Annotated in this window: 25 protein-coding genes; 16 read left to right on the top strand and 9 right to left on the bottom strand. The window is 50.0% G+C overall.

The genetic code is table 11. From position 1 onward, the window contains the following. Window positions 1-74: 74 nt before the first annotated feature. The 14 genes from ACTHSX_RS03190 to cysS all read left to right on the top strand — a co-directional run bounded on the left by ACTHSX_RS03190 (window position 75) and on the right by cysS (window position 10,263). Window positions 75-962 (top strand): hypothetical protein, encoded by an 888-nt coding sequence (locus ACTHSX_RS03190; protein ID WP_295861269.1) that lies wholly within the window; start codon window positions 75-77, stop codon window positions 960-962. Between the two features lie 222 nt (window positions 963-1,184). Further along, a complete protein-coding gene (locus ACTHSX_RS03185) occupies window positions 1,185-1,985 on the top strand; it encodes an ABC transporter ATP-binding protein (RefSeq protein WP_440376793.1) in 801 nt (266 codons plus the stop codon). Between the two features lie 65 nt (window positions 1,986-2,050). Next, entirely contained in the window at window positions 2,051-2,827 is a 777-nt protein-coding gene (gene mlaE / locus ACTHSX_RS03180) for a lipid asymmetry maintenance ABC transporter permease subunit MlaE (protein ID WP_440376792.1), read from the top strand. Between the two features lie 49 nt (window positions 2,828-2,876). Further along, complete coding sequence (gene mlaD / locus ACTHSX_RS03175) at window positions 2,877-3,371, top strand: outer membrane lipid asymmetry maintenance protein MlaD (RefSeq protein WP_070583999.1); 495 nt, start codon at window positions 2,877-2,879, stop codon at window positions 3,369-3,371. Between the two features lie 32 nt (window positions 3,372-3,403). Beyond that, window positions 3,404-3,994 (top strand): MlaC/ttg2D family ABC transporter substrate-binding protein, encoded by a 591-nt coding sequence (locus ACTHSX_RS03170; RefSeq protein WP_036492158.1) that lies wholly within the window; start codon window positions 3,404-3,406, stop codon window positions 3,992-3,994. Window positions 3,995-4,057: 63 nt separating this feature from the next. Continuing rightward, complete coding sequence (locus ACTHSX_RS03165; RefSeq protein WP_440376791.1) at window positions 4,058-4,336, top strand: STAS domain-containing protein; 279 nt, start codon at window positions 4,058-4,060, stop codon at window positions 4,334-4,336. After that, window positions 4,333-5,160 carry an MlaA family lipoprotein gene (locus ACTHSX_RS03160; RefSeq protein WP_440376790.1) on the top strand — a complete coding sequence of 276 codons (828 nt, stop codon included), beginning with the start codon at window positions 4,333-4,335 and terminating at the stop codon, window positions 5,158-5,160. The genes ACTHSX_RS03165 and ACTHSX_RS03160 overlap by 4 nt, the downstream gene beginning before the upstream one ends. Window positions 5,161-5,274: 114 nt before the next feature. Further along, a complete protein-coding gene (locus tag ACTHSX_RS03155; RefSeq protein WP_003681812.1) occupies window positions 5,275-5,637 on the top strand; it encodes a hypothetical protein in 363 nt (120 codons plus the stop codon). Beyond that, on the top strand, window positions 5,637-6,020 hold the full coding sequence (locus ACTHSX_RS03150) for an acyl-CoA thioesterase (protein ID WP_063076752.1): 384 nt from the start codon (window positions 5,637-5,639) through the stop codon (window positions 6,018-6,020). The genes ACTHSX_RS03155 and ACTHSX_RS03150 overlap by 1 nt, the downstream gene beginning before the upstream one ends. After that, window positions 6,017-6,505 carry a peroxiredoxin family protein gene (locus ACTHSX_RS03145; RefSeq protein ID WP_440376789.1) on the top strand — a complete coding sequence of 163 codons (489 nt, stop codon included), beginning with the start codon at window positions 6,017-6,019 and terminating at the stop codon, window positions 6,503-6,505. Before ACTHSX_RS03150 ends, ACTHSX_RS03145 begins: the two co-directional genes overlap by 4 nt. Window positions 6,506-6,648: 143 nt before the next feature. After that, window positions 6,649-7,785: a GTPase ObgE gene (obgE, locus tag ACTHSX_RS03140; RefSeq protein WP_440376788.1), complete on the top strand. Its 1,137-nt coding sequence runs from the start codon at window positions 6,649-6,651 to the stop codon at window positions 7,783-7,785. Between the two features lie 40 nt (window positions 7,786-7,825). Further along, complete coding sequence (locus tag ACTHSX_RS03135; RefSeq protein WP_338194996.1) at window positions 7,826-8,035, top strand: hypothetical protein; 210 nt, start codon at window positions 7,826-7,828, stop codon at window positions 8,033-8,035. Between the two features lie 59 nt (window positions 8,036-8,094). Then, window positions 8,095-8,820: a hypothetical protein gene (locus ACTHSX_RS03130; protein WP_440376787.1), complete on the top strand. Its 726-nt coding sequence runs from the start codon at window positions 8,095-8,097 to the stop codon at window positions 8,818-8,820. Between the two features lie 21 nt (window positions 8,821-8,841). After that, window positions 8,842-10,263, top strand: coding sequence for a cysteine--tRNA ligase (gene cysS, locus ACTHSX_RS03125; protein WP_440376786.1), 1,422 nt, complete (start codon window positions 8,842-8,844; stop codon window positions 10,261-10,263). A 110-nt stretch (window positions 10,264-10,373) separates the two neighbouring features. Here cysS and ACTHSX_RS03120 read toward each other — a convergent pair whose 3' ends face one another. Beyond that, window positions 10,374-10,979 (bottom strand): nitroreductase family protein, encoded by a 606-nt coding sequence (locus ACTHSX_RS03120; protein ID WP_440376785.1) that lies wholly within the window; start codon window positions 10,977-10,979, stop codon window positions 10,374-10,376. A 15-nt stretch (window positions 10,980-10,994) separates the two neighbouring features. After that, on the bottom strand, window positions 10,995-11,390 hold the full coding sequence (locus ACTHSX_RS03115; RefSeq protein WP_440376784.1) for a DoxX family protein: 396 nt from the start codon (window positions 11,388-11,390) through the stop codon (window positions 10,995-10,997). Window positions 11,391-11,517: 127 nt separating this feature from the next. Here ACTHSX_RS03115 and ACTHSX_RS03110 point away from each other — a divergent pair, with 127 nt between their 5' ends. Continuing rightward, window positions 11,518-12,408 carry a LysR family transcriptional regulator gene (locus tag ACTHSX_RS03110; RefSeq protein WP_440376783.1) on the top strand — a complete coding sequence of 297 codons (891 nt, stop codon included), beginning with the start codon at window positions 11,518-11,520 and terminating at the stop codon, window positions 12,406-12,408. Between the two features lie 57 nt (window positions 12,409-12,465). Here the strand turns inward: ACTHSX_RS03110 and ACTHSX_RS03105 are convergent, their stop codons facing one another. The 7 genes from ACTHSX_RS03105 to ACTHSX_RS03075 form a co-directional block, all read right to left on the bottom strand. Further along, the gene (locus ACTHSX_RS03105; RefSeq protein ID WP_440376782.1) at window positions 12,466-12,807 is read right to left on the bottom strand and encodes a hypothetical protein; all 342 of its coding nucleotides are present in this window, start codon (window positions 12,805-12,807) and stop codon (window positions 12,466-12,468) included. A gap of 129 nt (window positions 12,808-12,936) precedes the next feature. Beyond that, window positions 12,937-14,004, bottom strand: a complete 1,068-nt coding sequence (locus tag ACTHSX_RS03100) for a Fic family protein (protein WP_440376781.1) — start codon at window positions 14,002-14,004, stop codon at window positions 12,937-12,939. Window positions 14,005-14,143: 139 nt separating this feature from the next. Then, complete coding sequence (locus ACTHSX_RS03095; RefSeq protein ID WP_440376780.1) at window positions 14,144-16,423, bottom strand: Tex family protein; 2,280 nt, start codon at window positions 16,421-16,423, stop codon at window positions 14,144-14,146. A gap of 63 nt (window positions 16,424-16,486) precedes the next feature. Further along, window positions 16,487-17,137 carry an ABC transporter ATP-binding protein gene (locus ACTHSX_RS03090; RefSeq protein WP_003747991.1) on the bottom strand — a complete coding sequence of 217 codons (651 nt, stop codon included), beginning with the start codon at window positions 17,135-17,137 and terminating at the stop codon, window positions 16,487-16,489. Beyond that, complete coding sequence (locus ACTHSX_RS03085) at window positions 17,134-17,931, bottom strand: ABC transporter permease (protein WP_314597715.1); 798 nt, start codon at window positions 17,929-17,931, stop codon at window positions 17,134-17,136. Before ACTHSX_RS03085 ends, ACTHSX_RS03090 begins: the two co-directional genes overlap by 4 nt. Next, on the bottom strand, window positions 17,931-19,100 hold the full coding sequence (locus ACTHSX_RS03080; RefSeq protein ID WP_295861304.1) for a capsule biosynthesis protein: 1,170 nt from the start codon (window positions 19,098-19,100) through the stop codon (window positions 17,931-17,933). Before ACTHSX_RS03080 ends, ACTHSX_RS03085 begins: the two co-directional genes overlap by 1 nt. An 11-nt stretch (window positions 19,101-19,111) precedes the next feature. Continuing rightward, complete coding sequence (locus ACTHSX_RS03075; protein ID WP_440376779.1) at window positions 19,112-20,290, bottom strand: polysaccharide biosynthesis/export family protein; 1,179 nt, start codon at window positions 20,288-20,290, stop codon at window positions 19,112-19,114. Between the two features lie 117 nt (window positions 20,291-20,407). On the opposite strand from ACTHSX_RS03075, the gene ACTHSX_RS03070 reads away from it, so the two are divergent. Further along, window positions 20,408-21,511: a Stealth CR1 domain-containing protein gene (locus ACTHSX_RS03070; RefSeq protein ID WP_440376778.1), complete on the top strand. Its 1,104-nt coding sequence runs from the start codon at window positions 20,408-20,410 to the stop codon at window positions 21,509-21,511. Window positions 21,512-21,521 lie beyond the last annotated feature (10 nt).

The raw sequence follows: 21,521 nt of genomic DNA, 5'->3' as shown, positions 1-21,521 counted from the left end.
CCTTTCAGACGGCCTTTGACTCACTTTAACACCGCTTCCCGTACAATGGCCCTTTTCCCTTATCTGCCAAAAATATGAAACCCAACCGCCTTTTGCCCCTCGTTCTCTTATTGACCGCCCTCTCCGCCCATGCCAAAGATTTCATCATCTACGACCGCATGGACTACGTCGGTAAACCCGACCTGACTGCCGACAAACTCTCCAAAGTGTTCTTGGTTTACGAAAGTGAGCTGGTCAAACCCGATCCGACGGGAAAACGCAAACACGGCGTACTCAATGAAGCGCGTATCCGCGAATTGGCCAAGCAATCGCGCCGTGAAGGCTACCGCACCATTTCCACCGACATCGAAAGCTGGTTTGCCGAAAAAGACGGCCAACTGCTGACACCCGATGAATTGAGAACCGACTTCGCGCGGATGTACCAAATCTTCAGAGAAGAAAACCCGCGCGCCGTCATCAGCAACTACGGTATGCCTTCCGAACACCTGCACGGCATCCGCCACTACCGTCCCAACGTTGACAACGAAACCATCTTGGCCAAATGGCGGCAAGTCAGCAAACGCCGTGTGCCTACCGCCGCCATCAGCGACTATGCCAATCCTGTGTTCTACATCACTTCCCCCGATTTGGTGCAATGGGAAAAAGACGTGAAAACCGCCGTTGACGACATCCATCAACGCTTTCCCAACAAAAAAATCATCGGCTACATCTGGCCGCAATATTATTCGGCCACCAACAGCCCTTATTTCAAGCAGTTCATCGACCCCGTCCGCTGGCGCAAAATGCTCGAAATCAGCAAAAAATACACCGACGGCGTGATTATCTGGTCGGACAAGCGCGATGAAAACAACCAAATCGTGCGTTGGAACGATCCGCGCATCCAAGCCACGATGAAAGCGACTCAAGCCTTCATCAATGCCAATGCCAAAGAAATCAAGGTAGAAGGTTTGCAGAAATATTAAAAATAAGGCGGGTATGTTTGCCCGCCTCTTTATATACCTACACATCTGTCTGTATGTTTGACACAACACGCGACAAAACGACCGTACCACCAATGCTTCTGCATTCTTTCACACGTTTTTACCCGTTATTCCTAAGCGCAGGTCGTCTGAAAATTGCCCGAATATCTAATACCCTTTACAATACCCGTAATTAAAATACATTTTTCGACACCCCTCTTCTGCATGAGTTCCACACCCTTCATCGAAATGAAAGACGTTGCCTTCGCATATGGCGACCGTCCTATTCTGAACAACATCAACTTCAGCATTCCACAAGGCAATTTCGCCGCCGTAATGGGTGGTTCGGGCAGCGGTAAGACCACGCTGATGCGCCTGATTACGGGCCAAATTCACCCGCAATCGGGCAAAGTGCTGATTGAAGGGCGCGATTTGGCCGCATTTTCGGCGCAGGAGCTATACGAACACCGCCGCCGCATGGGCGTTTTATTCCAACATGGCGCATTGTTCACCGACTTATCCGTCTTCGACAACATTGCCTTCCCCATGCGCGAGCTGACGGATTTGCCCGAAGCGGTCATCCGCGATTTGGTGGTGTTGAAACTGAATGCAGTCGGTTTGCGCGGTGTTGAAAACCTGATGCCTTCCGAGCTTTCCGGCGGTATGTCGCGCCGTGTCGCCCTCGCGCGTACGATTGCGCTCGACCCTGAAATCATGTTGTATGACGAGCCTTTCACCGGCCTCGACCCGATTTCGCTGGGCGTCATCGCCCACCTCATCAGCCGCGCCAACAAAGCCCTGCGCTCAACCAGCGTCATGGTAACGCATGATATTGAAAGGTCACTGGAAATTGTCGATCAAGTCATTTTCCTGGCACACGGCGAAATCATGTTCTCCGGCTCGCCCGAAGAAATGCACGAACTCGACTCGCCTTGGGTACGCCAGTTTGTCGGCGGTTTGGCAGACGGCCCCGTCGCCTACCGCTATCCGGCGCAAACGACTTTAAAACAAGACTTGCTGGGCTGATGTTCAGACGGCCTGAAACTTAAACAAGGCCGTCTGAAAACCATTTAACCAATCAACTGAAACCTATGAATTTTATCCGTTCCGTCGGGGCAAAAACCCTCGGCTTCATCCAATCGCTGGGCAGCATTACGCTGTTTTTCCTGCAGATCCTGGCCAAATCAGGTACGGCGTTTACCCGCCCGCGCCTGAGCATCCGCCAGGTTTACTTTGCAGGCGTATTGTCTGTCCTGATTGTTGCTGTGTCCGGCCTGTTCGTCGGCATGGTATTGGGCTTGCAAGGCTATACGCAGCTGGCAAAATTCAAATCCGCTGATATTTTAGGCTATATGGTTGCCGCTTCCCTGTTGCGCGAATTGGGTCCCGTATTGGCGGCCATTCTGTTTGCCAGCAGCGCGGGCGGTGCCATGACCAGCGAAATCGGCTTGATGAAAACCACCGAGCAGCTTGAAGCAATGAACGTGATGGCAGTCGACCCTGTTGCACGTGTGGTTGCGCCGCGCTTTTGGGCGGGCGTGTTTTCCATGCCTTTGCTGGCTTCGATTTTCAACGTTGCCGGTATTTACGGCGCGTATTTGGTCGGTGTCGAATGGCTGGGTTTGGACGGCGGTATTTTCTGGTCGCAAATGCAAAACAACATCACTTTCCATTACGACGTACTCAACGGCTTAATCAAATCCGCCACTTTCGGCGTAGCTGTTACGTTAATCGCCGTACATCAGGGCTTCCACTGTGTACCGACTTCCGAAGGTATTTTGCGCTCCAGTACACGCACCGTAGTGTCTTCCGCCCTGACCATCCTCGCTGTCGACTTCATGTTGACCGCATGGATGTTTACCGACTAAAGGCCGTCTGAAACGACACTTAAAAAGAATGAAACAAGGACAATAGCACATGAAAAAAAATGCTTTGGAATTTTGGGTAGGACTGTTTGTCTTACTGGGCGCGGCCGCTATCGGCTTTCTTGCCTTCCGTGCCGCCGGCGGACAATCGTTCGGCAAATCATCACAAACCTACACCGTCTATGCCGATTTCAGCGACATCGGCGGTTTGAAAACCAACGCGCCGGTAAAATCCGCAGGCGTACTAGTGGGCCGTGTTGCCTCCATTCAGCTCGACCCTAAATCCTATCAGGCCAAAGTCGCCCTCAATCTGGACAGCCAATATCACTTCAGCAGCGACGTTTCCGCACAAATCCTGACTTCAGGATTATTAGGCGAACAATACATCGGCCTGCAACAAGGCGGCGATACTGATTCTTTGGCGGCAGGCGACACCATTACCGTCACCAGCTCCGCCATGGTTTTGGAAAACCTTATCGGCAAATTCATGACCAGCTTTGCCGAGAAAAACGCAGACAGTGAATCTGCCGGTCAAAACGAACAATAAACACATATCAACCCAATATTCAGGACACTCCCATGAAAAAAACTTCCTTCATCAGCGCATTGAGCATCGGCGTATTGAGCATCAGTATGGCATTTGCCTCTCCTGCCGACGCAGTCAACCAAGTCCGTGAAAACTCCGTTCAAGTGCTGAAAATCCTCAACAGCGGCGATGCCAACACCGCACGCCAAAAAGCCGAAGCTTACGCCATCCCTTACTTCGACTTCCAACGCATGACCGCTTTGGCCGTCGGCAACCCATGGCGCACTGCGACTGACGCACAAAAACAAGCGTTGACCAAAGAGTTCCAAACCCTGCTGATCCGCACCTACTCCGGCACCATGCTGAAATTCAAAAACGCCAAGGTCAACATCAAAGACAACCCAGTCGTAAACAAAGGCGGTAAAGAAATCGTTGTCCGCGCCGAAATCAACGTTTCCGGCCAAAAACCGGTTAACATGGACTTCACCACCTACCAAAGCGGCAACAAATACCGCGCATACAATGTTGCAGTCGAAGGCGCAAGCTTGGTTACCGTATACCGCAACCAATTCGGTGAAACCATCAAAGCCAAAGGTATCGACGGCCTGATTGCCGATTTGAAAGCCAAAAACGGCGGTAAATAATCCACTCCCGCGCCATGCCGCCTGATGTTCAGACGGCATGGTGCCTTACATCATAAAGACACCATGCAAACAGAAATCCGCAACGGCACGCTCTACATCAGCGGCGACGTTACCGTCAAAACCCTGACTGCCTCCGCCTTTGCGCGCTACGAACAACAATGCCGTCTGAAAGAAACAGACAGCATAGACTTCAGCCAAGTAGGCAAAGCAGATTCAGCCTGCGTTTCCCTGCTGCTCAACGCTCTGCGCCGGACAGACAAAAAATCGACCATTCAAAACATTCCTGATTCCGTCCGCGCACTGGCCGAACTTTACGAAATCAAAGACTGGTTGCAATCATGAAAAAAACCACCGCTTCACTCTGCCTCCTCATCAGCATAGCCTCTGCTCCCGCACTTGCCGAACGCAATCCGGCCGACCCTTACGAAGGCTACAACCGTACCGTTTCCAAGTTCAACGACAAAGCAGACAAATACGTCCTTTCCCCCGTCGCACGCGGTTATCGCAAAGTAACGCCCAAACCGGTGCGTACCGGCGTGAGCAACTTCTTCAACAACCTGCGCGATGTCGTCAGCTTCGGCAGCAACGTTCTGCGCCTTGACGTCAAACGCGCCAGCGAAGACCTCGTCCGCGTCGGCATCAACACCACCTTTGGCCTTGGCGGTTTAATCGACGTAGCCGGTGCAGGCGGCGTACCCAGCAATAAAAACACCCTCGGCGACACCTTCGCCTCATGGGGCTGGAAAAACAGCAACTACTTCGTTGTCCCCCTGTTCGGCCCATCTACCGTACGCGATACCGTCGGCAACGCCGTCACCACCGTCTATCCGGTTAAAAACGCCGTCTTCCACACCAGAGCAGGACGCTGGGGCACAATCGGCCTGCAGGCCATCAACACCCGTAAAGAACTGCTCGACCTGACCGACAGCCTCGAAGGCGCAGCCATCGACAAATACAGCTACACACGCGACCTTTACATGAAAGTCCGCACCCAACAAACCGGCGGCACGCTCCCTCAAAACGAAGACGACAACATCGACATCGACGACTTGGTGGACAGCAATGCTACTTCCGAACCGGTAGCAGCACCACAATCCGCTCCAGCAGAAATCCCCGATACAGCCAATCCCCAAACCCTGTATCAAACACCATCAGAAAACCTCTGATTGCTCCCAAAAATAAAGGCCGTCTGAAATTCAGACGGCCTTTATCCCCCAAAAGATAGCCAGTCCACCACCTTTGCTATATCATTCAACTATACAGAAACCAAGGAAAACACCATGTACGAAGTCAACCGCAGCGTCTTCCTGCTTATCCCCCTCGATCCATTTTGGAACTGGCTAAAATCCCTGCCCGGCAATCATCTTGACGGCCTGACGCTTGAAGATATCCAAGCCGATGCCAATTCCTACCTCGTTCGCCCGTGCGAAACTGCCGACGAAGTATGGGACGAGATCGAGGCGCGGTTTGAAGATATTTTTGCTGCCGAATTGGCCGACTGGTGCGAAGACGAAAGCGAATGGCCGGATTTAGATGCTGACATTTTCAACGAATGGTTCGACATCCAACTCTCCACCGTGATTACTGACCTCGAACACGAACCCATCGCACGCGAAGAGTTCCAACCCATCAATCTCAACTGATGAAACTGACCGTCCGCAACTACCACCTCGACGGCTACGGCCACGTCAACAATGCGCGCTACCTCGAATTTCTCGAAGAAGCGCGCTGGACGTTTTTTCAAGAGCATGACCTTCTGTCCGAACTCAAAGGCATCATGCTCGTTGTTGCACGCGTTGACATCCGCTATCGCCGCCCGTCGCTTGAAGGCGATGTCTTGACCTTTACAGGCCGTCTGAAAGACATCGGCACACGCCACATCATCCTCAGCCAAACCGCGACCCTGCCCAACGGCAAAGCCGCCATCGAAGCCGAAGTTACCCTTATGCCCGTCAGCAGCGAAAGCGGCCGCAGCATCAGCGTTCCCAAAACCTTAGCACATGCAATTCAAAACCTCGAATCATGAAAAAAATACTCACACTCCTTGTCGTTGCCACGATTGGCGCGCTTCTCACCTTCGTCCTTATCCCCAGCAACAAAGCCGCCCCTGATTTCGCCCTGCCCGACCTGCAAGGCAAAACCATTACCAACGCCGACTTGAAAGGCAAAGTTACCCTCGTCAACTTCTGGTTCCCCTCCTGCCCCGGTTGCGTGAGCGAAATGCCTAAAATCATCAAAACTGCCCAAGATTATCAAGGCAAAAACTTCCAAGTCCTCGGCATTGCCCAACCCATCGACCCTATTGAAAGCGTCCATCAGTACGTCAAAGAATACGGTCTTCCTTTCACCGTCATGTACGATGCCGACAAAACTGCCGCAAAAGCCTTTGGCACACAGGTTTACCCAACTTCCGTCCTGATCGACAAAAACGGTAACATCCTCAAAACCTACGTTGGCGAACCCAATTTCTCCCAACTCTATCAAGAAATCGACCAAGCACTTGCCCAATAAATCCCAGGCCGTCTGAAACCATATTTCAGACGGCCTAAAACCGAAATATCCTTTATAATAAGCAACATTTTATCCGTTCAGACACCAAGCTCCTCTATCAACAAAGGCCGTCTGAAACAACCGAATACCCGTAAGAGAACATCATGAAATTCATCGACGAAGCAAAAATCGAAGTCGCCGCAGGCAAAGGCGGTAATGGCGCAACCAGTTTCCGCCGCGAAAAATTTGTACCGCGCGGCGGCCCCGACGGCGGCGATGGTGGCAAAGGCGGCAGCGTTTGGGCAGAAGCCGACGAAAACACCAATACCCTCGTCGAGTACCGCTTTGTCAAACGCTACCAAGCCAAAAACGGCGAAAAAGGCCACGGCTCCGACCGCTACGGCGCGGGTGCGGACGACATCGTCCTCAAAATGCCCGTCGGTACCCTCATCCGCGACCTCGACACCGACGAAATCGTTGCCGACCTCACTTATCACGGCCAACGCGTCTGCCTCGCCAAAGGTGGTAAAGGTGGCTTGGGCAACATCCACTTCAAATCCTCCGTCAACCGCGCGCCCAAACAATCCACGCCCGGCGAAGAAGGCGAAACCCGTTCCCTGCAACTCGAGCTTAAAGTCCTCGCCGATGTCGGCTTATTAGGCATGCCCAACGCCGGTAAATCCACCCTGATTACCGCCGTATCCGCCGCACGCCCCAAAATCGCCAACTACCCCTTCACCACCCTGCATCCAAACTTAGGCGTCGTGCGCATCGACGAAAACCACAGCTTCGTCATGGCCGACATCCCCGGCCTGATTGAAGGCGCGGCAGAAGGTGCAGGTCTCGGCCACCGCTTCCTCAAGCACTTATCACGCACCGGCCTGCTGCTGCACGTCGTCGATTTGGCGCCCTTCGACGAAACCGTCAACCCGGCCGAAGAAGCACTCGCCATCATCAACGAATTGCGCAAATACGATGAAGAACTTTACGGCAAACCGCGCTGGCTGGTGCTGAATAAACTCGACATGCTTGACGAAGAAGAAGCCCAAACACGCACCGCCGCCTTCCTCGAAGCCATCGGCTGGGACTACCCGAAACCAGATGACCGCTTCCAATTCGACATGGAAACCCCGCGCCTCTTCCAAATCAGCGCACTGACACACCAAGGCACGCAGGAATTGGTACACCAAATCAACCAATACCTGACCGAGAAAAAACGCATCGCCGCCGAGGCCGAAGCCGCCGAAAAAGCCGCCGCCACGCAGCCGCAGACGGATACTTCGGTGTTGAAGGCAGAGTGAATAACGGCAAAGGCCGTCTGAAAGGTTTTTAGACAGCCTTATGCTCGACAGCCACGCAAGGACAAACATGATTACGCCCGAACAAATCCAAGCCCTCAAGCGCAAACAAGACACCCTGCAAAGCCTCTACCGCGCATGGATGGCCGAAAAGCGCAAATACACATCGGTGTATGTCGGCGACGAGCACGGCAATATTGTGGAATTACAGCCGGACGGCACGGAAAAGATAGTCGGCCATACACAGCGTTAAACCCAGAGCTGTTTTATTATTAGGTTAGTAAAAGAGTAAGATTTGATAAGGAAAAATAAATGGATAAACGATGGTGGGAATTTTATGCCTTGCGGTATGCGCTGGGCACAGTAATGGGTGTCTTTATACTTTTATATCTTTTTATTCATACTGATATTGCTACTAGATTTGGATTAGAAAAATTAGCTTTTCTTATTCCTAAAGATCCAAAAGATTTATCTTTTACTCATTTAGTTATTTTGGGTGTTTGTGGTTTGGCATATTGTTATTTATCTAGTGCGCCTATGTTGGTATTTCATGCATTAAGAGCAAATGTGTTTAAATCATCAAGTCATCAGTCTTCATTTTGGATTGGGTTGGTTACCATTGTAATCTCACTCGTAATAACTGCGTTTTTAGTATATAAAGGTTATACTTCTTCAGATAACCTGAAATGGTGGCAAATATTTTATTTTTTTATTTTATCTACCTTTTCTTCATTTACGGCTGCTTTATCCATTTTGGGTATATCTAATTCTAATTTTTTAATAGTTAATTTTTACAAAAAACTTGCAGAAAAACGACAGAGAAAACTAGATTATGTGGAGTCATATAGACATTTGCGAGAGCATGCGAATGCATTTGCTCTTGTATTATGTGAAATAATTTTTTGTTTGTTGTTCGTAACTGGTTTGAAGATTAGTGGAAGTGTTAATTTTGTTCCTCTACTTGTAATTCTTTGGCTATTTGGTCCAGCTTTGATATGGTTTGTGGCCAATGAGTTGGAAAGTGAACTTACTAAATAATTCTAATTTTTGAGAATCTCCATGCTAAACCTCTACAACACCCTTACCCGCCAAAAAGAAGCCTTTTCCCCCATCGATCCCGCCAACGTGCGCATGTACGTTTGCGGTATGACCGTTTACGACTATTGCCACTTAGGCCATGCCCGTGTGATGGTCGTGTTCGACATGATTGCCCGTTGGTTGCACGAGTGCGGTTATCCGCTCACTTATGTGCGTAATATCACCGACATCGACGACAAAATCATCGCCCGTGCGGCTGAAAACGGGGAGACCATTGGCGAACTGACCGCGCGTTTCATTCAGGCCATGCATGAAGATGCCGATGCTCTGGGTGTATTGCGTCCCGACATCGAGCCGAAGGCAACGGAAAATATCCCACAAATGATTGCCATGATTGAAACCTTGATTCAAAACGATAAGGCATACCCTGCCGCAAACGGCGACGTTTATTACGCCGTGCGCGAGTTTGCCGCTTACGGCCAATTATCGGGCAAATCGTTGGATGACTTGCGCGCAGGCGAGCGTGTGGAAGTGGACGGTTTCAAACGCGATCCGCTTGATTTTGTGTTGTGGAAAGCGGCCAAAGCAGGCGAACCTGCATGGGGAAGCCCTTGGGGTAACGGCCGTCCGGGTTGGCATATTGAATGCTCTGCCATGAGCGAAAACCTGTTTGGCGATACTTTCGATATTCACGGTGGCGGTGCGGACTTGCAGTTCCCACACCATGAAAATGAAATTGCCCAAAGCGTCGGCGCGACAGGCCATACCTGCGGCCATGACCACGCGCAAACCCATCACGGTCAAAGCATTGCCAGCCATGTCAAATACTGGCTGCACAACGGCTTCATCCGTGTGGACGGCGAAAAAATGTCCAAATCGTTGGGTAACTTCTTCACCATCCGCGAAGTGTTGAAGCAATATGACCCTGAAGTCGTGCGCTTCTTCATCCTGCGCGCCCACTACCGCAGCCCGCTGAACTACTCCGACGCGCATCTGGACGACGCAAAAGGCGCACTGACCCGCCTGTACACCACGTTGAAAAACACACCAGCGGCTGAGTTTGACTTATCTGAAAACGCCAACGACTACACCCGCCGTTTCTACGCCGCCATGAACGACGATTTCGGCACGGTCGAAGCGGTTGCCGTGTTGTTTGAACTGGCAGGCGAAGTGAACAAAACCAATGATGCGCACCTCGCCGGCTGTCTGAAAGCTTTGGGCGGTATCATCGGCCTGTTGCAACGTGATCCGATTGAATTTCTGCAAGGTGGTGCGGTTTCAGACGGTCTGTCCAACGAGGAAATCGACGATTTGATCGCCCGACGTAAACAGGCGCGCGCCGATAAAAACTGGGCGGAATCCGACCGCATCCGCGACCTTCTGAACGAACACAAAATCATTCTGGAAGACAATGCCGGCGGTACGACTTGGCGCCGCGGTTGATTTCATGGCATAGATAAAAGGCCGTCTGAAACTGTTTTCAGACGGCCTTTTATTTTGCTATTTCAAAAGGGGAGCAAACATCGCGCCCTTTATGTAAAACATCATTTCATTTATGCGCCGAATACTTTCAGACGGCCTTCGATTGGTTGGAAGGCTTTTTCGTCGGCAGGAGCCGCGATACCGCCAATCACCATTTGCGCACGCAGCAACCAGCTTTCCGGCAGGTTCCATTCTTTGGCAATGGCCGCATCAGGCAGCGGATTGTAGTGTTGCAGATTGGCGCCGACACCGGCAGCCGCCAATGTTGTCCATACAGCATATTGAACCATGGCATTTGCCTGATCCGCCCAGATCGGAAAGTTGGCCGCATAAGATGGGAACTGCTCTTGCAAGCCTTTGACAACATCTTGGTCTTCAAAGAACAAAACTGTCGCCGCGCCTGCTTTAAACAAGTTCAGTTTTTGTGCAGTGGCTTCAAACTGCTCGGCAGGAACAACCGCACGCAACGCTTCTTCGACAAAATGCCACACTTTGGCATGTTCTTCGCCAAACAATACGACCACTCGGGCAGATTGCGAATTGAAAGAAGACGGCGTATGCAAAACGGCGTGTTCGATGATTTTGGTTACTTCCTCATTGGACAGGGGCAGGGTATTGTTCAATGCATAGATAGAACGACGGGTTTCAGCAGCTTGTTGCAAAACAGAATAAGTCATGATCTTTTCCTTAAATTAATCTTTATCTTTACCAAAAACATTATCCAAAGCCCACGCTCCGCCGCCGGCTACTGCCAGATACAGGAACACGAAGCAGAACAAAACGGCAGATTCGCCCTGGTTGGCCAATGGGAACAAAACATTACCAGAGGACGCGTGCGCCATAAAGTAGGCGGCAGCCATCTGACCGGACAAAACAAACGCGGTCGGACGGGTGAACAGGCCCAATATCAATAAGATACCGCCGACAATTTCCAAAATACCGGCCACCAGCATCAAACCTTCAGGCGCGCCACCCATGGACATCGGAAAACTGAAAAACTTGGCCGTACCATGCAGCAAAAACAAATACGCCGTAACAATACGCAAGACGGACAATACAACAGGTTGGAATGATTTAAAGGCTGACATCTTAATAATCCTTATTTTAATGACTACCTGAAAGAGGTAAGAGCAATTTCAATAAGTGCAGTATAGATAATTCCCAGTAAGAGATATATACTCGAATTATTAATACAATGTTTCCTAATAAGAAATCATGGATACCCTATTCAGCCTAAAAGTTTTCCGCCAAGTCGTTCAAAGCGGCAGTTTTACCCGTGCCGCCGATCAGCTCGACATCTCCACCGCCATGGCCAGCAAACACATCAGCCATCTGGAAAACACCATTCAAGCCAAGCTCTTACACCGCAACAGCCGCAACCTCCACCTGACCGAAGCAGGCGAAGAATACTACCGCCAATGCAGCTACGCGCTGGATACCTTGGACACCGCCGCCCAAAAAGCGGCAGGCGGCGCCGATACGCCGCAAGGTATGTTGCGCGTAACCATGCCCCTGTGGTTTGCAGGCGGCAATATGAGCGCATGGTTGGCAGAATACCGCCAGCGTTATCCCAAAGTCACGCTCGACCTCGTCCTCGACAACCGCCATATCGACCTGATCGCCGAAGGCTTCGACCTCGCCTTGCGCGTTTCCAAAACCCCCTCCCCTTCGCTGATCGTCAAACCGCTAGCCAAAATCGAGTTCGTCCTGCTTGCCGCCCCCGACTATCTTGCCCGACACGGCACACCCGACACACCCGAAGCCGTCATGCAGCACCAAGCTATCCTGCCTTCCTATACCAGTCAACAAGACTGGGAAATTACCCACCGTGCTACCGCAGAAAAAGCCATTCTCCATCTCTCCCCGATTATCCGCAGCGACAACACACTGATGATCCGCGAGCTGATTAAATCAGGTGCAGGCATAGGCTATCAGCCCCTTTGGGCAGTTCGGCAGGAATTGAAGGACGGCACATTGATCCAACTCCTGCCCGATTACACCATCTGGACAGACCAACTGAACGCCACTTATGTCGACAGGGCCTTTCTCAGCGCGAAAGTGCGCAGCTTTATCGACTTTCTCAATGAAAAAATATCGGAAGGATAAACATCAAGGCCGTCTGAAACACTTTTCAGACGGCCTTTAATCAAAGCAACAATCCAATCAATAATTGGTCGAGCAGAACTGTTCGCGTTTGTCCGCATCGGCGGCATAGCATGTCAAACCCATGCCTGACGCATTGCTGTTGTTCGCTTTCGCACCCGGTTTTTTGTTCACCAAAACCTTACCGTTTTTTCCGATTTCAACGGTTACGCCTTTGCCGTTTTTCAGCTTCCATTTCAACACTTGCGCATCGGCACTTTGGCATTTGCTAACCGTACAGCCGCCTTCTGTCACGACATTGCCGTTTTTATAAATCACGCACTGCTGCTGGCTGTCGGTACAGGCCGCATATGCAGCAACGGAGAAACAGGAAATCAGCGCGGCAAACAAAACAGGTTTCATGGTTTGAACTCCTAAGATTGTGATGATGGGTTTGTGATATTTGGAACTATACGCTTATTTATATCGGCAAGCCATCAAGTATGATGGTAAATAATATATTGATTTAATATTGTATAAATTCAAATATTATCAATTGGTTGGTAGTAAGATACTCATCAGCGCAATATTGATATAGTAGTTGCTTCTACCTATCTTTTCTTTGTGAAGGAACCCGCCTTCTGTCAGTTCGTCCAGATACTTGGCGGCACTGGGGCGAGAAACGTTCAGCGTTTTCATCAGGAAATCGATTTTTGTGTAGGGATGGTTGAATAGGTGGTTAATCAGGTCTTGACTGTAGAAGCTGAATTTGTGCCTGATACGATGTTTGTAGTCCAGCATCGCCTGATGGATGTGTTGCACGGTATCGATGCCGTCCTTGGCGGTTTGTTCCACGGCTTCCAACATATACAACAGCCAATCTTCCCATTCACCCGTATCGCGTACATATTGTAACAGTCGGTAATATTCGCTTTTGTTCCGTACCAGATAGCGGCTGAGGTATAAAACGGGAATATCCAGCAACCCGGTTAAAACTAGATACAGCACATTGATAATCCTGCCTGTTCTGCCATTACCGTCGTAAAACGGGTGAATGCTTTCAAACTGGTGATGGAGCAACGCCATACGGATAAGCGGATCGATAGGTTTTTCCGTGTTGTCGTTGTTGATAAATGCTTCCAATCTGCTCATCAGGCAAATGATGTCGTCCATATGTTGCGGCGGCGTATAGACGGTTTCGCCTGTACGGTCGTTTTTCAGCATCGTCCCCGACTGTTTACGGAATCCGGCATGGTTCTTTTCCAACTCGGCCTGTATCGTCAAAATATGATTGTTGGTCAGAATTCCGTGTTTTTGGATAAGGTCGAAGCCACAATGCAGTGCTGAAGCATAATTCTGCACTTCTTTGATGGCAGGACTAGATGAGCTTGCCGATACTCCTGCGCGGAACAGTTCGTCATGGGTGGTAATGATATTTTCGATTTCGGAACTGTCTTTGGCTTCCTGCAAAGACAGCGTGTTAATCAGAATGCCTTGGTTGGGAATACTGCGGCAGATGCCTTTTAATTCGGCTAGATAACGATGGGCGGAAGCCAGTTTTTTCAAGACGGCAACAGAGTCGAAATCTATTTCAGGAGGGAATTGTTCGATCGAGTACATTTTAGGATTTCGGTTAAATAATAAAAAAATTCCGTTTTTTTGCTATATCGCTTCGATATGATAAAAAAACGGGATTTTTTTTACAATTTAATTTTATTTATTTGTTTCAAAGAGGTTTTACTTTAAATAGCACTTCAGACTACTGTTGCCGCTTCAACTTCGCAAATGCATCTGCCATTGCCGAATTGGTTGGGGCACGCTCGTTACGTTGGGGTTTGCGGTCGCGGCGTTCTTGATGTCGGGTTTCAGACGACCTGTTGCCTTTGGCTGCGCCGCTCGGTTCGTCATCCAGTCGCATGGTCAGCGCAATGCGTTTACGCGCAGCATCAACCTCTAGCACTTTCACTTTCACCACATCGCCGGCTTTCACCACTTCGCGCGGGTCTTGGACGAATTTATTGGACAGGGCGGAGATGTGTACCAAGCCGTCCTGATGGACGCCGATGTCCACGAACGCGCCGAAGTTGGCGACGTTGGAGACCACGCCTTCGAGTATCATGCCGACTTGCAAGTCACTGATTTCGTGAATGCCTTCGGCGAAGGAGGCCGTCTGAAACTCGCCGCGCGGGTCGCGGCCGGGTTTTTCCAACTCGGACAGGATGTCCAGAATAGTCGGCAGGCCGAAGCGTTCGTCGATGAAATCGGACGCTTTGATTTGCTTCACACGCTCGCGGTTGCCGATGAGTTCGGCGGCAGTAATGCCTTGTTGCGCCAGCATTTTGGCGACGACGGGATAGGCTTCTGGATGAACGGCGCTCGCGTCCAGCGGCTCTTTGCCGCCGTTAATCCGCAAAAAGCCCGCCGCCTGCTCGAAGGTTTTTTCACCCAAACGCGGTACTTTCAGCAATTTTTTGCGGCTGTCGAACGCGCCGTTTTCATCGCGGTAGGCGACAATGTTTTGGGCAAGGGTTTGATTCAAACCGGAAATCCGCGCCAAGAGCGGGGCGGACGCGGTGTTCACGTCCACGCCGACGGCATTCACGCAGTCTTCGACCACCGCGTCCAGCGATTTGGCGAGCTGGCTTTGGTTCACGTCGTGCTGATACTGGCCCACGCCGATGGATTTGGGGTCGATTTTGACCAACTCGGCAAGCGGGTCTTGCAGCCTGCGGGCGATGGACACTGCGCCACGCAGGGAAACGTCCAAGTCGGGGAACTCGCGCGCCGCCAGTTCGGACGCGGAATAAATCGACGCGCCGGCCTCGGAAACGACGATTTTGTGCAGTCCCATTTTCGACATTCCACGCACCAGTTCGCCCGCAATTTTGTCGGTTTCTCGGCTGGCGGTGCCGTTGCCGATGGCGATGAGCTTCACACCGTATTGTTTAATCAGGCGCGACAACGTTGCCAACATATTGTTTTCTTGATGCAAATAGACAATGACGGTATCCAGCAGCTTGCCCGTGTCGTCCACCACGGCGCATTTCACACCGTTGCGGTAGCCCGGATCGAGACCCAAAGTGGTCAGCCGTCCGGCGGGTGCGGCGAGCAACAAGTCTTTGAGATTGCGGGCGAACACGGTAATCGCGTCGGTATCGGCGGCTTCTTTCAAACGATTTAGGGCTTCAAGTTCCAACGACAAAAAGATTTTCGCGCGCCAAGTCAGGCGCACGGTATCACGCAGCCATTTGTGGTCGTCTGAAACTTTGAAACGGCGGGCAATGATTTGCTCGTATTCGCTTTGCTGGGTAATCGGCGTGTCGTCGGGCTGGTATTTGAGCGCGATGTTCAAAATGCCTTCGTTGCGGCCGCGCAAAACAGCCAGCGCGCGGTGGCTGGGCATGGTGCGAATAGGCTCACGATGGTCGAAATAATCGCTGAATTTTTCGCCTTCGGTTTCTTTGCCTTCAACGACTTGCGCGTGGATTTCAGCTTCGTTCCACAGCTTGTCACGCAGCGTACCGATGAGTTCCGCGTCTTCGGCAAACTGCTCCATCAGGATCGCACGCGCGCCGTCCAACGCGGCTTTGGTGTCGGGAACGTTTTCGTTCAGGTAGCCTTGCGCGGCGGCCTCCACGTCCTGCGGCTGCTCGGCAAGCAACACGTCCGCCAGCGGCTGTAAACCGTGTTCACGCGCGATTTGCGCTTTGGTGCGGCGTTTGGGTTTGTAGGGCAGATACAGGTCTTCCAGCGCGGTTTTGTTGTCGGCGGCTTCGATTTGCGCTTTGAGGTCGTCTGAAAGTTTGCCTTGCTCTTCAATGCTTTTTAAAACAACGGCTTTGCGCTCTTCCAATTCGCGCAGGTATTGCAGCCGCTCGGCAAGCTGGCGCAGTTGCGTATCGTCCAGCCCGCCCGTGGCTTCCTTGCGGTAGCGGGCGATAAACGGCACGGTTGCGCCGTCATCTAGCAGTTCGACGGTGGCATTGATTTGCGCGGTAGTGGCGGAGAGTTCTTGAGAGAGGATTTGAGTAATGTTCATCAATAAAATTCCAACGGACAGGCCGTCTGAAATTTCAGACGGCCTGATTTAAAAACAATCGCTTTAAGGCAGCGAATTATAATATTCGTAGGCTTTGTCCATATCTTCAAACTGGTACATATGTCCTTTTTCCAGCACCATCGCATTATCGCAATATTGCTTCATGGCGCTGTGGCTGTGCGACACCAAGATGATGGAACGGTCTTTGCGCTTTTCAAACAACTCGTACTTACATTTATCAGCAAAGCGCGAGTCGCCAACTGCAATCACTTCGTCAATCAGATAGCAGTCAAACTCTACCGCCAACGACAAAGCAAATGCCAAACGCGCCTTCATACCTGAAGAATAACGCTTGACCGGCTCGTAAAGATATTGACCCAGCTCGGAAAACTCTTCGGTAAAGTTCTTCACATAATCGATATCGACATTGTAAATCCGGCAGATGAAACGCAAATTATCCATACCGGTCAGACTGCCTTGAAACGCACCTGAGAATGCCAAAGGCCAAGAAATACTCATCGTCCGCTTGATTTCGCCCGTAGTCGGCGGCTCAACGCCACTGATCAAACGGATGAGCGTCGATTTACCTGCACCGTTACGGCCGAGAATACCGATTTTCTCGCCCTTCTCCATTTTGAAGTTGATATCGTGCAAGACTGTCCGCCAACCTTGGCGGGTCAGATACCGTTTGGAAACGTGTTCAACTGAAATCATTGCGGCTCAACCCCTTTGCTGAATCTCGCCACCATCGCCAAACCAAGCAGCAGCAAAACCAAGTTACACAACAAAATATACCAAGGATTTTCGTAAGTCGTGACGCTGTCGCCAAAATATCCGGCACGGAACATTTCTGTACCATGCACCATCGGAATCATCAGCACATAGTGTTGTAACTGCTGAGGCAGGTTGTGTACGAAGAAAAACACGCCGGATAAAGGCATCATCACAAAACTGATGGTACTCCAAACCTTACCAAACGGTTCAAAGTGAAACGCCACCGAACAAATGACCAGCCCCAATCCAACGGCAAACATTGCCATCAAAAGCCAAGCCAACAACATATAGAAAATATCTGCCGGTACATCAATCCAACCGATGACGACCAATGCGAACATAATCACGACCTGCGCAATGGTGGCACCGGCAATCTCCAACAACATACGCGCAAAAATGGTATCCAAAACGCGTACATTTCGGTGATACAGCAAGCTTGTATTGGCCGAAATCGAACCGATAGCACGATTGGAAGCATTACGCCACATCATCATCATCGGATAGCCTGTCAACGTGAATGCCACGATATTCAAAGCTGACACGTTGTGCATGCGGAAAAATTTCCACATCAACACCATAACCAAAGTCAGCAGCAAAGGTTCGACAAACAACCACAAAAAACCAATGTTATTACGACCGTAGCGAGTAATAATTTCACGCATTAAGAGTGCGCCGATTACCCTTTTTTGGATAAGCAGCGACTCCAAAAACGATGTTTTATGTAGCTCTTTCATCAGTTTTTATGCTCACGGATACTTGCAGACAGCAACACGGCAATGCCATAGACAATCAAACCGATGACAAACGTTGCCACGATGTTGTACAAACGGTTTGGCTCATGTGCCAAGTCAGGTTTGTTCGGCTGGGAAATCACTTCCAGATACAATTGCTGACGATCTGCTTCCGCTTTTGCACTTTCCAAAGAAGTCATCGCCGCAGCCAATTGTTTCTCAGCCAATTCATTTTCCAAATACACGCGTTGATATTCCGCCGCCTGATTGGACAACGAACCCTCACCTCCGCCGGAAATCGCTTTCATTTGTTGCGAGATTTCTTTACGCAAGCTTTTCTCGCGCGCAATCAAACCTGGAATTTGCGGGTTTTCAGGCGTAACGGCTTTTACCTGGTCAAGCTGGGTTTGAATGACAATCAACTCGTCCTGCAATTTGGATACCAAACCCATTTGCACATCGGATTGCGCCTTCAAGTCAAAAATACCGTTGGACACACGGAATTTTGTCAATTGGGCAGAAGCTTCTTTAACTTTCTCTTCAGCCGAATTGACCACTTCCTGAGCATAACGAATCGTATCCTGACGCGCACGCTCGTTCAGCTGGTTGATCAATACCTCACCCTGTTTGAGCAAAGCATCATTGATCTTTTGAGATTCACCGGCATTGAACGATGTAACGCTCAAATTGGAAATGCCTGAGACAGAGTCAAAATGGATGGATACCTTATCGCGGTAGTATTGATAAAACGCTTCATCCTCGCCACGCAGGCCAAAACCATTAAAACGGCTGAAGATGTCGCCTTCTTTTTCATAAAAATCACGAACGGGCATTTTCTTACGCAACGCGTCCAAAGCTGAACGCGACTGCATATATTCCTGCACGGTATAAATATCGTCTTGCGCACGAGAGAAACCAGACCCCTGCAAAATGGCACCCAAGCCGTTCAAAGACGATTGGCTCTTAGGAGAACGCACCACAAAGCTGGACTGGGATGTGAACTGATCGGAAGCAAATATTCCGTAATACACACCGGAACACAAAGTCGGCACGATAACCGTTACCCAAAGCAACGGATTAATCTTACGCAACCAAGACTTTTTGGCCTTTTTCTTTTCGGGAGCCGGTTGTTCCGGTTTCACATCCACATTTGCAGAAACTTGCTCAGACATTATTTTCCCCATTAGTTCACTAAATTATTAATACTGTTCGCACCGCTAACCACAGGCGAGAACACAAATGACAAGAACTTGCGTACTTCGGCCATCGGCGCATTCGATACGTACACCACGTCCTTATCCTTCACAGGGAAACGCTGCATCCAAAACATAGAATTCGCATCTGCCAGGTTCAAACGGTAGACCACAGGAATCTCCGCACGATCGCCATAACCCTTTTCAACCCATTTAGATTGTTTCTCAGGAGGCAGCTCGGATAAAGGCGCATAACGGAATACAAATACACCGCGCGCATCTGCACTATAATCCTGCAAGCCGCCCATACGTCCCACAGCCTCAGCCAAAGACAAGCCCTTCACAGAGAAACCAATCTGCTGCGTATGACCGACCGCACCCATAGACGTAAACGTGCTCGGATTAGTAATCATTGTGACTACATCACCGCGGCGCAACAAAATATTTTGACGCGGATGCGCCACCAAATCTTCTAATGCAATCGTTCTGACAACATTGCCGCGTGTCAGTTGTACGTTCGTATCCTGTACATTCGCAGTCGAACCGCCCACGGCCGCCACCGCATCCAACACGCGCTCGCCTGCAGCCGTCAAAGGCATACGCACACTGTTACCCGCACGGATAACCGATACATTCGCCGCATTATTTTGCACCATGCGCACCATTACCTGCGGCTGGTTCGCCATTTTTTTCAGACGGCCTTTAATAATGTTTTGCACCTGAACCGGTGTTTTACCGAGGACAGACACATCGCCGATAAACGGCACAGAAATCGTACCTGAAGAGCTGACCATCTGTTCGGGCAGCTTCGTTTGCTGCGCATTACCCGAACCGGTAGACGACAAAGCCCCACCGAACAACACAGCCGGAGGAGCTTCCCAAATCGTAATGTCCAGCACATCACCTATATTAATAGCCCCTATTAATGACGTACCATCGCCCAACTGAGCAAATGACTGATTAACTTGCGCTTGATATAGCGACTGAGCTACCGCACCATTCACATCAATCAATTCCACCTCCGGTACTTCGGCTGTAGCCTGCTGTTGCCCCAAAGCAACAACATTTCGTGTACTTGGGCCGGAAGTAGGAAGAGAAGAGCATGCAGCCAACAGACTGACGCACAACAATAACATGCCCCTGCGGGTAAGACATTCTGCTTTCAACATTGATTAAATCTCACTATACTTTTAATTACGCACAGCCATTATAACACCTGATGAAATATTAGGCCGTCTGAAACCTGACATAAGTATCAAAAACATCACATTACAGCGAATACCGTCATGAGAAAACTTAAAAAACTGATTCGACAACCAGGTGTATTCTTCCGCGACTATCTCAACAAAAGATACCCTGTCCGCAACGCCGAACAGCGTACAACAGAGTCGGACGAACCGGTCATTATCGACAACACCCTGTATTTAGCCGAACTTGAAAATAGTATCAACCTTCCCCCTATTAAAGTTGATGTCGTTTTCACATGGGTAAATAACCAAGATCCCCAATGGCAACAACGCCGCCGCCAACATAGCCCTACTGCCGAACAAAACGCACTTCACAATAATGACGAAGCCCGTTTCAGTAACCACAACGAACTTTACTATTCACTTCACAGCGTGCGTACCTTCCTGCCGTGGGTCAACCATATCTACATCATTACCGACAACCAACGCCCCGACTGGCTCAATCCTGCCGACTATCCCAACGTCAGCATAATAGATCACCGTCAAATCATTGCCCCGCAATACCTGCCCACCTTCAATTCGCATGTAATCGAAGCACACCTGCACAACATTCCTAATCTAAATGAACACTTCATCTATTTTAACGATGATGTATTTGTTGCCCGACCATTACCGAAGGAACATTTTTTTCACGCCAACGGCATTGCTTCACTATTTATTGCAGACAAAAGCCTAAAACAAATGTCCGAAAGAGGAACCGATACACCCACTCTTTCCGCCTCAAAAAACTGTATCGCACTATTACAACAGCACTACGACTGCCGCATCGACCGTCCGTTAGTACACACCTATATCCCACTGAATAAAAGCAGCTTTCAATTTGCTTGGCAGCACTACCGTACTGAGATTGAAGCCTTTTTATCCAACCGTTTCCGTTCCAACCACGATCTGAATCTTGCCACCTTCCTCGTACCTTGGCTGATGTTTTTAAACAGGAAATCTACAGTAGGTAATGAAATATGTTATTATTTTAATATCCGTTCCAACAAAGCGCCTGCCCAATATATCAAGCTCTTAGAAAATAAAAAAAATGGGCGGCAGCCACACTCTTTTTGTGCCAACGATTTTCACAGCCAGCAACAGATTGAAAACTACCAGGACAAACTAATTCAAATGCTGGAAAATTACTTCAAAACCAAATAAAAATAAAAGG

The organism is Neisseria sp. P0014.S002 (genome assembly GCF_051958295.1).
GTDB classification, from domain to species: domain Bacteria; phylum Pseudomonadota; class Gammaproteobacteria; order Burkholderiales; family Neisseriaceae; genus Neisseria; species Neisseria flavescens_B.
The sequence above is the reverse complement of the archived record's forward strand: the minus strand, read 5'-3'. Positions and strand labels throughout refer to the sequence as shown.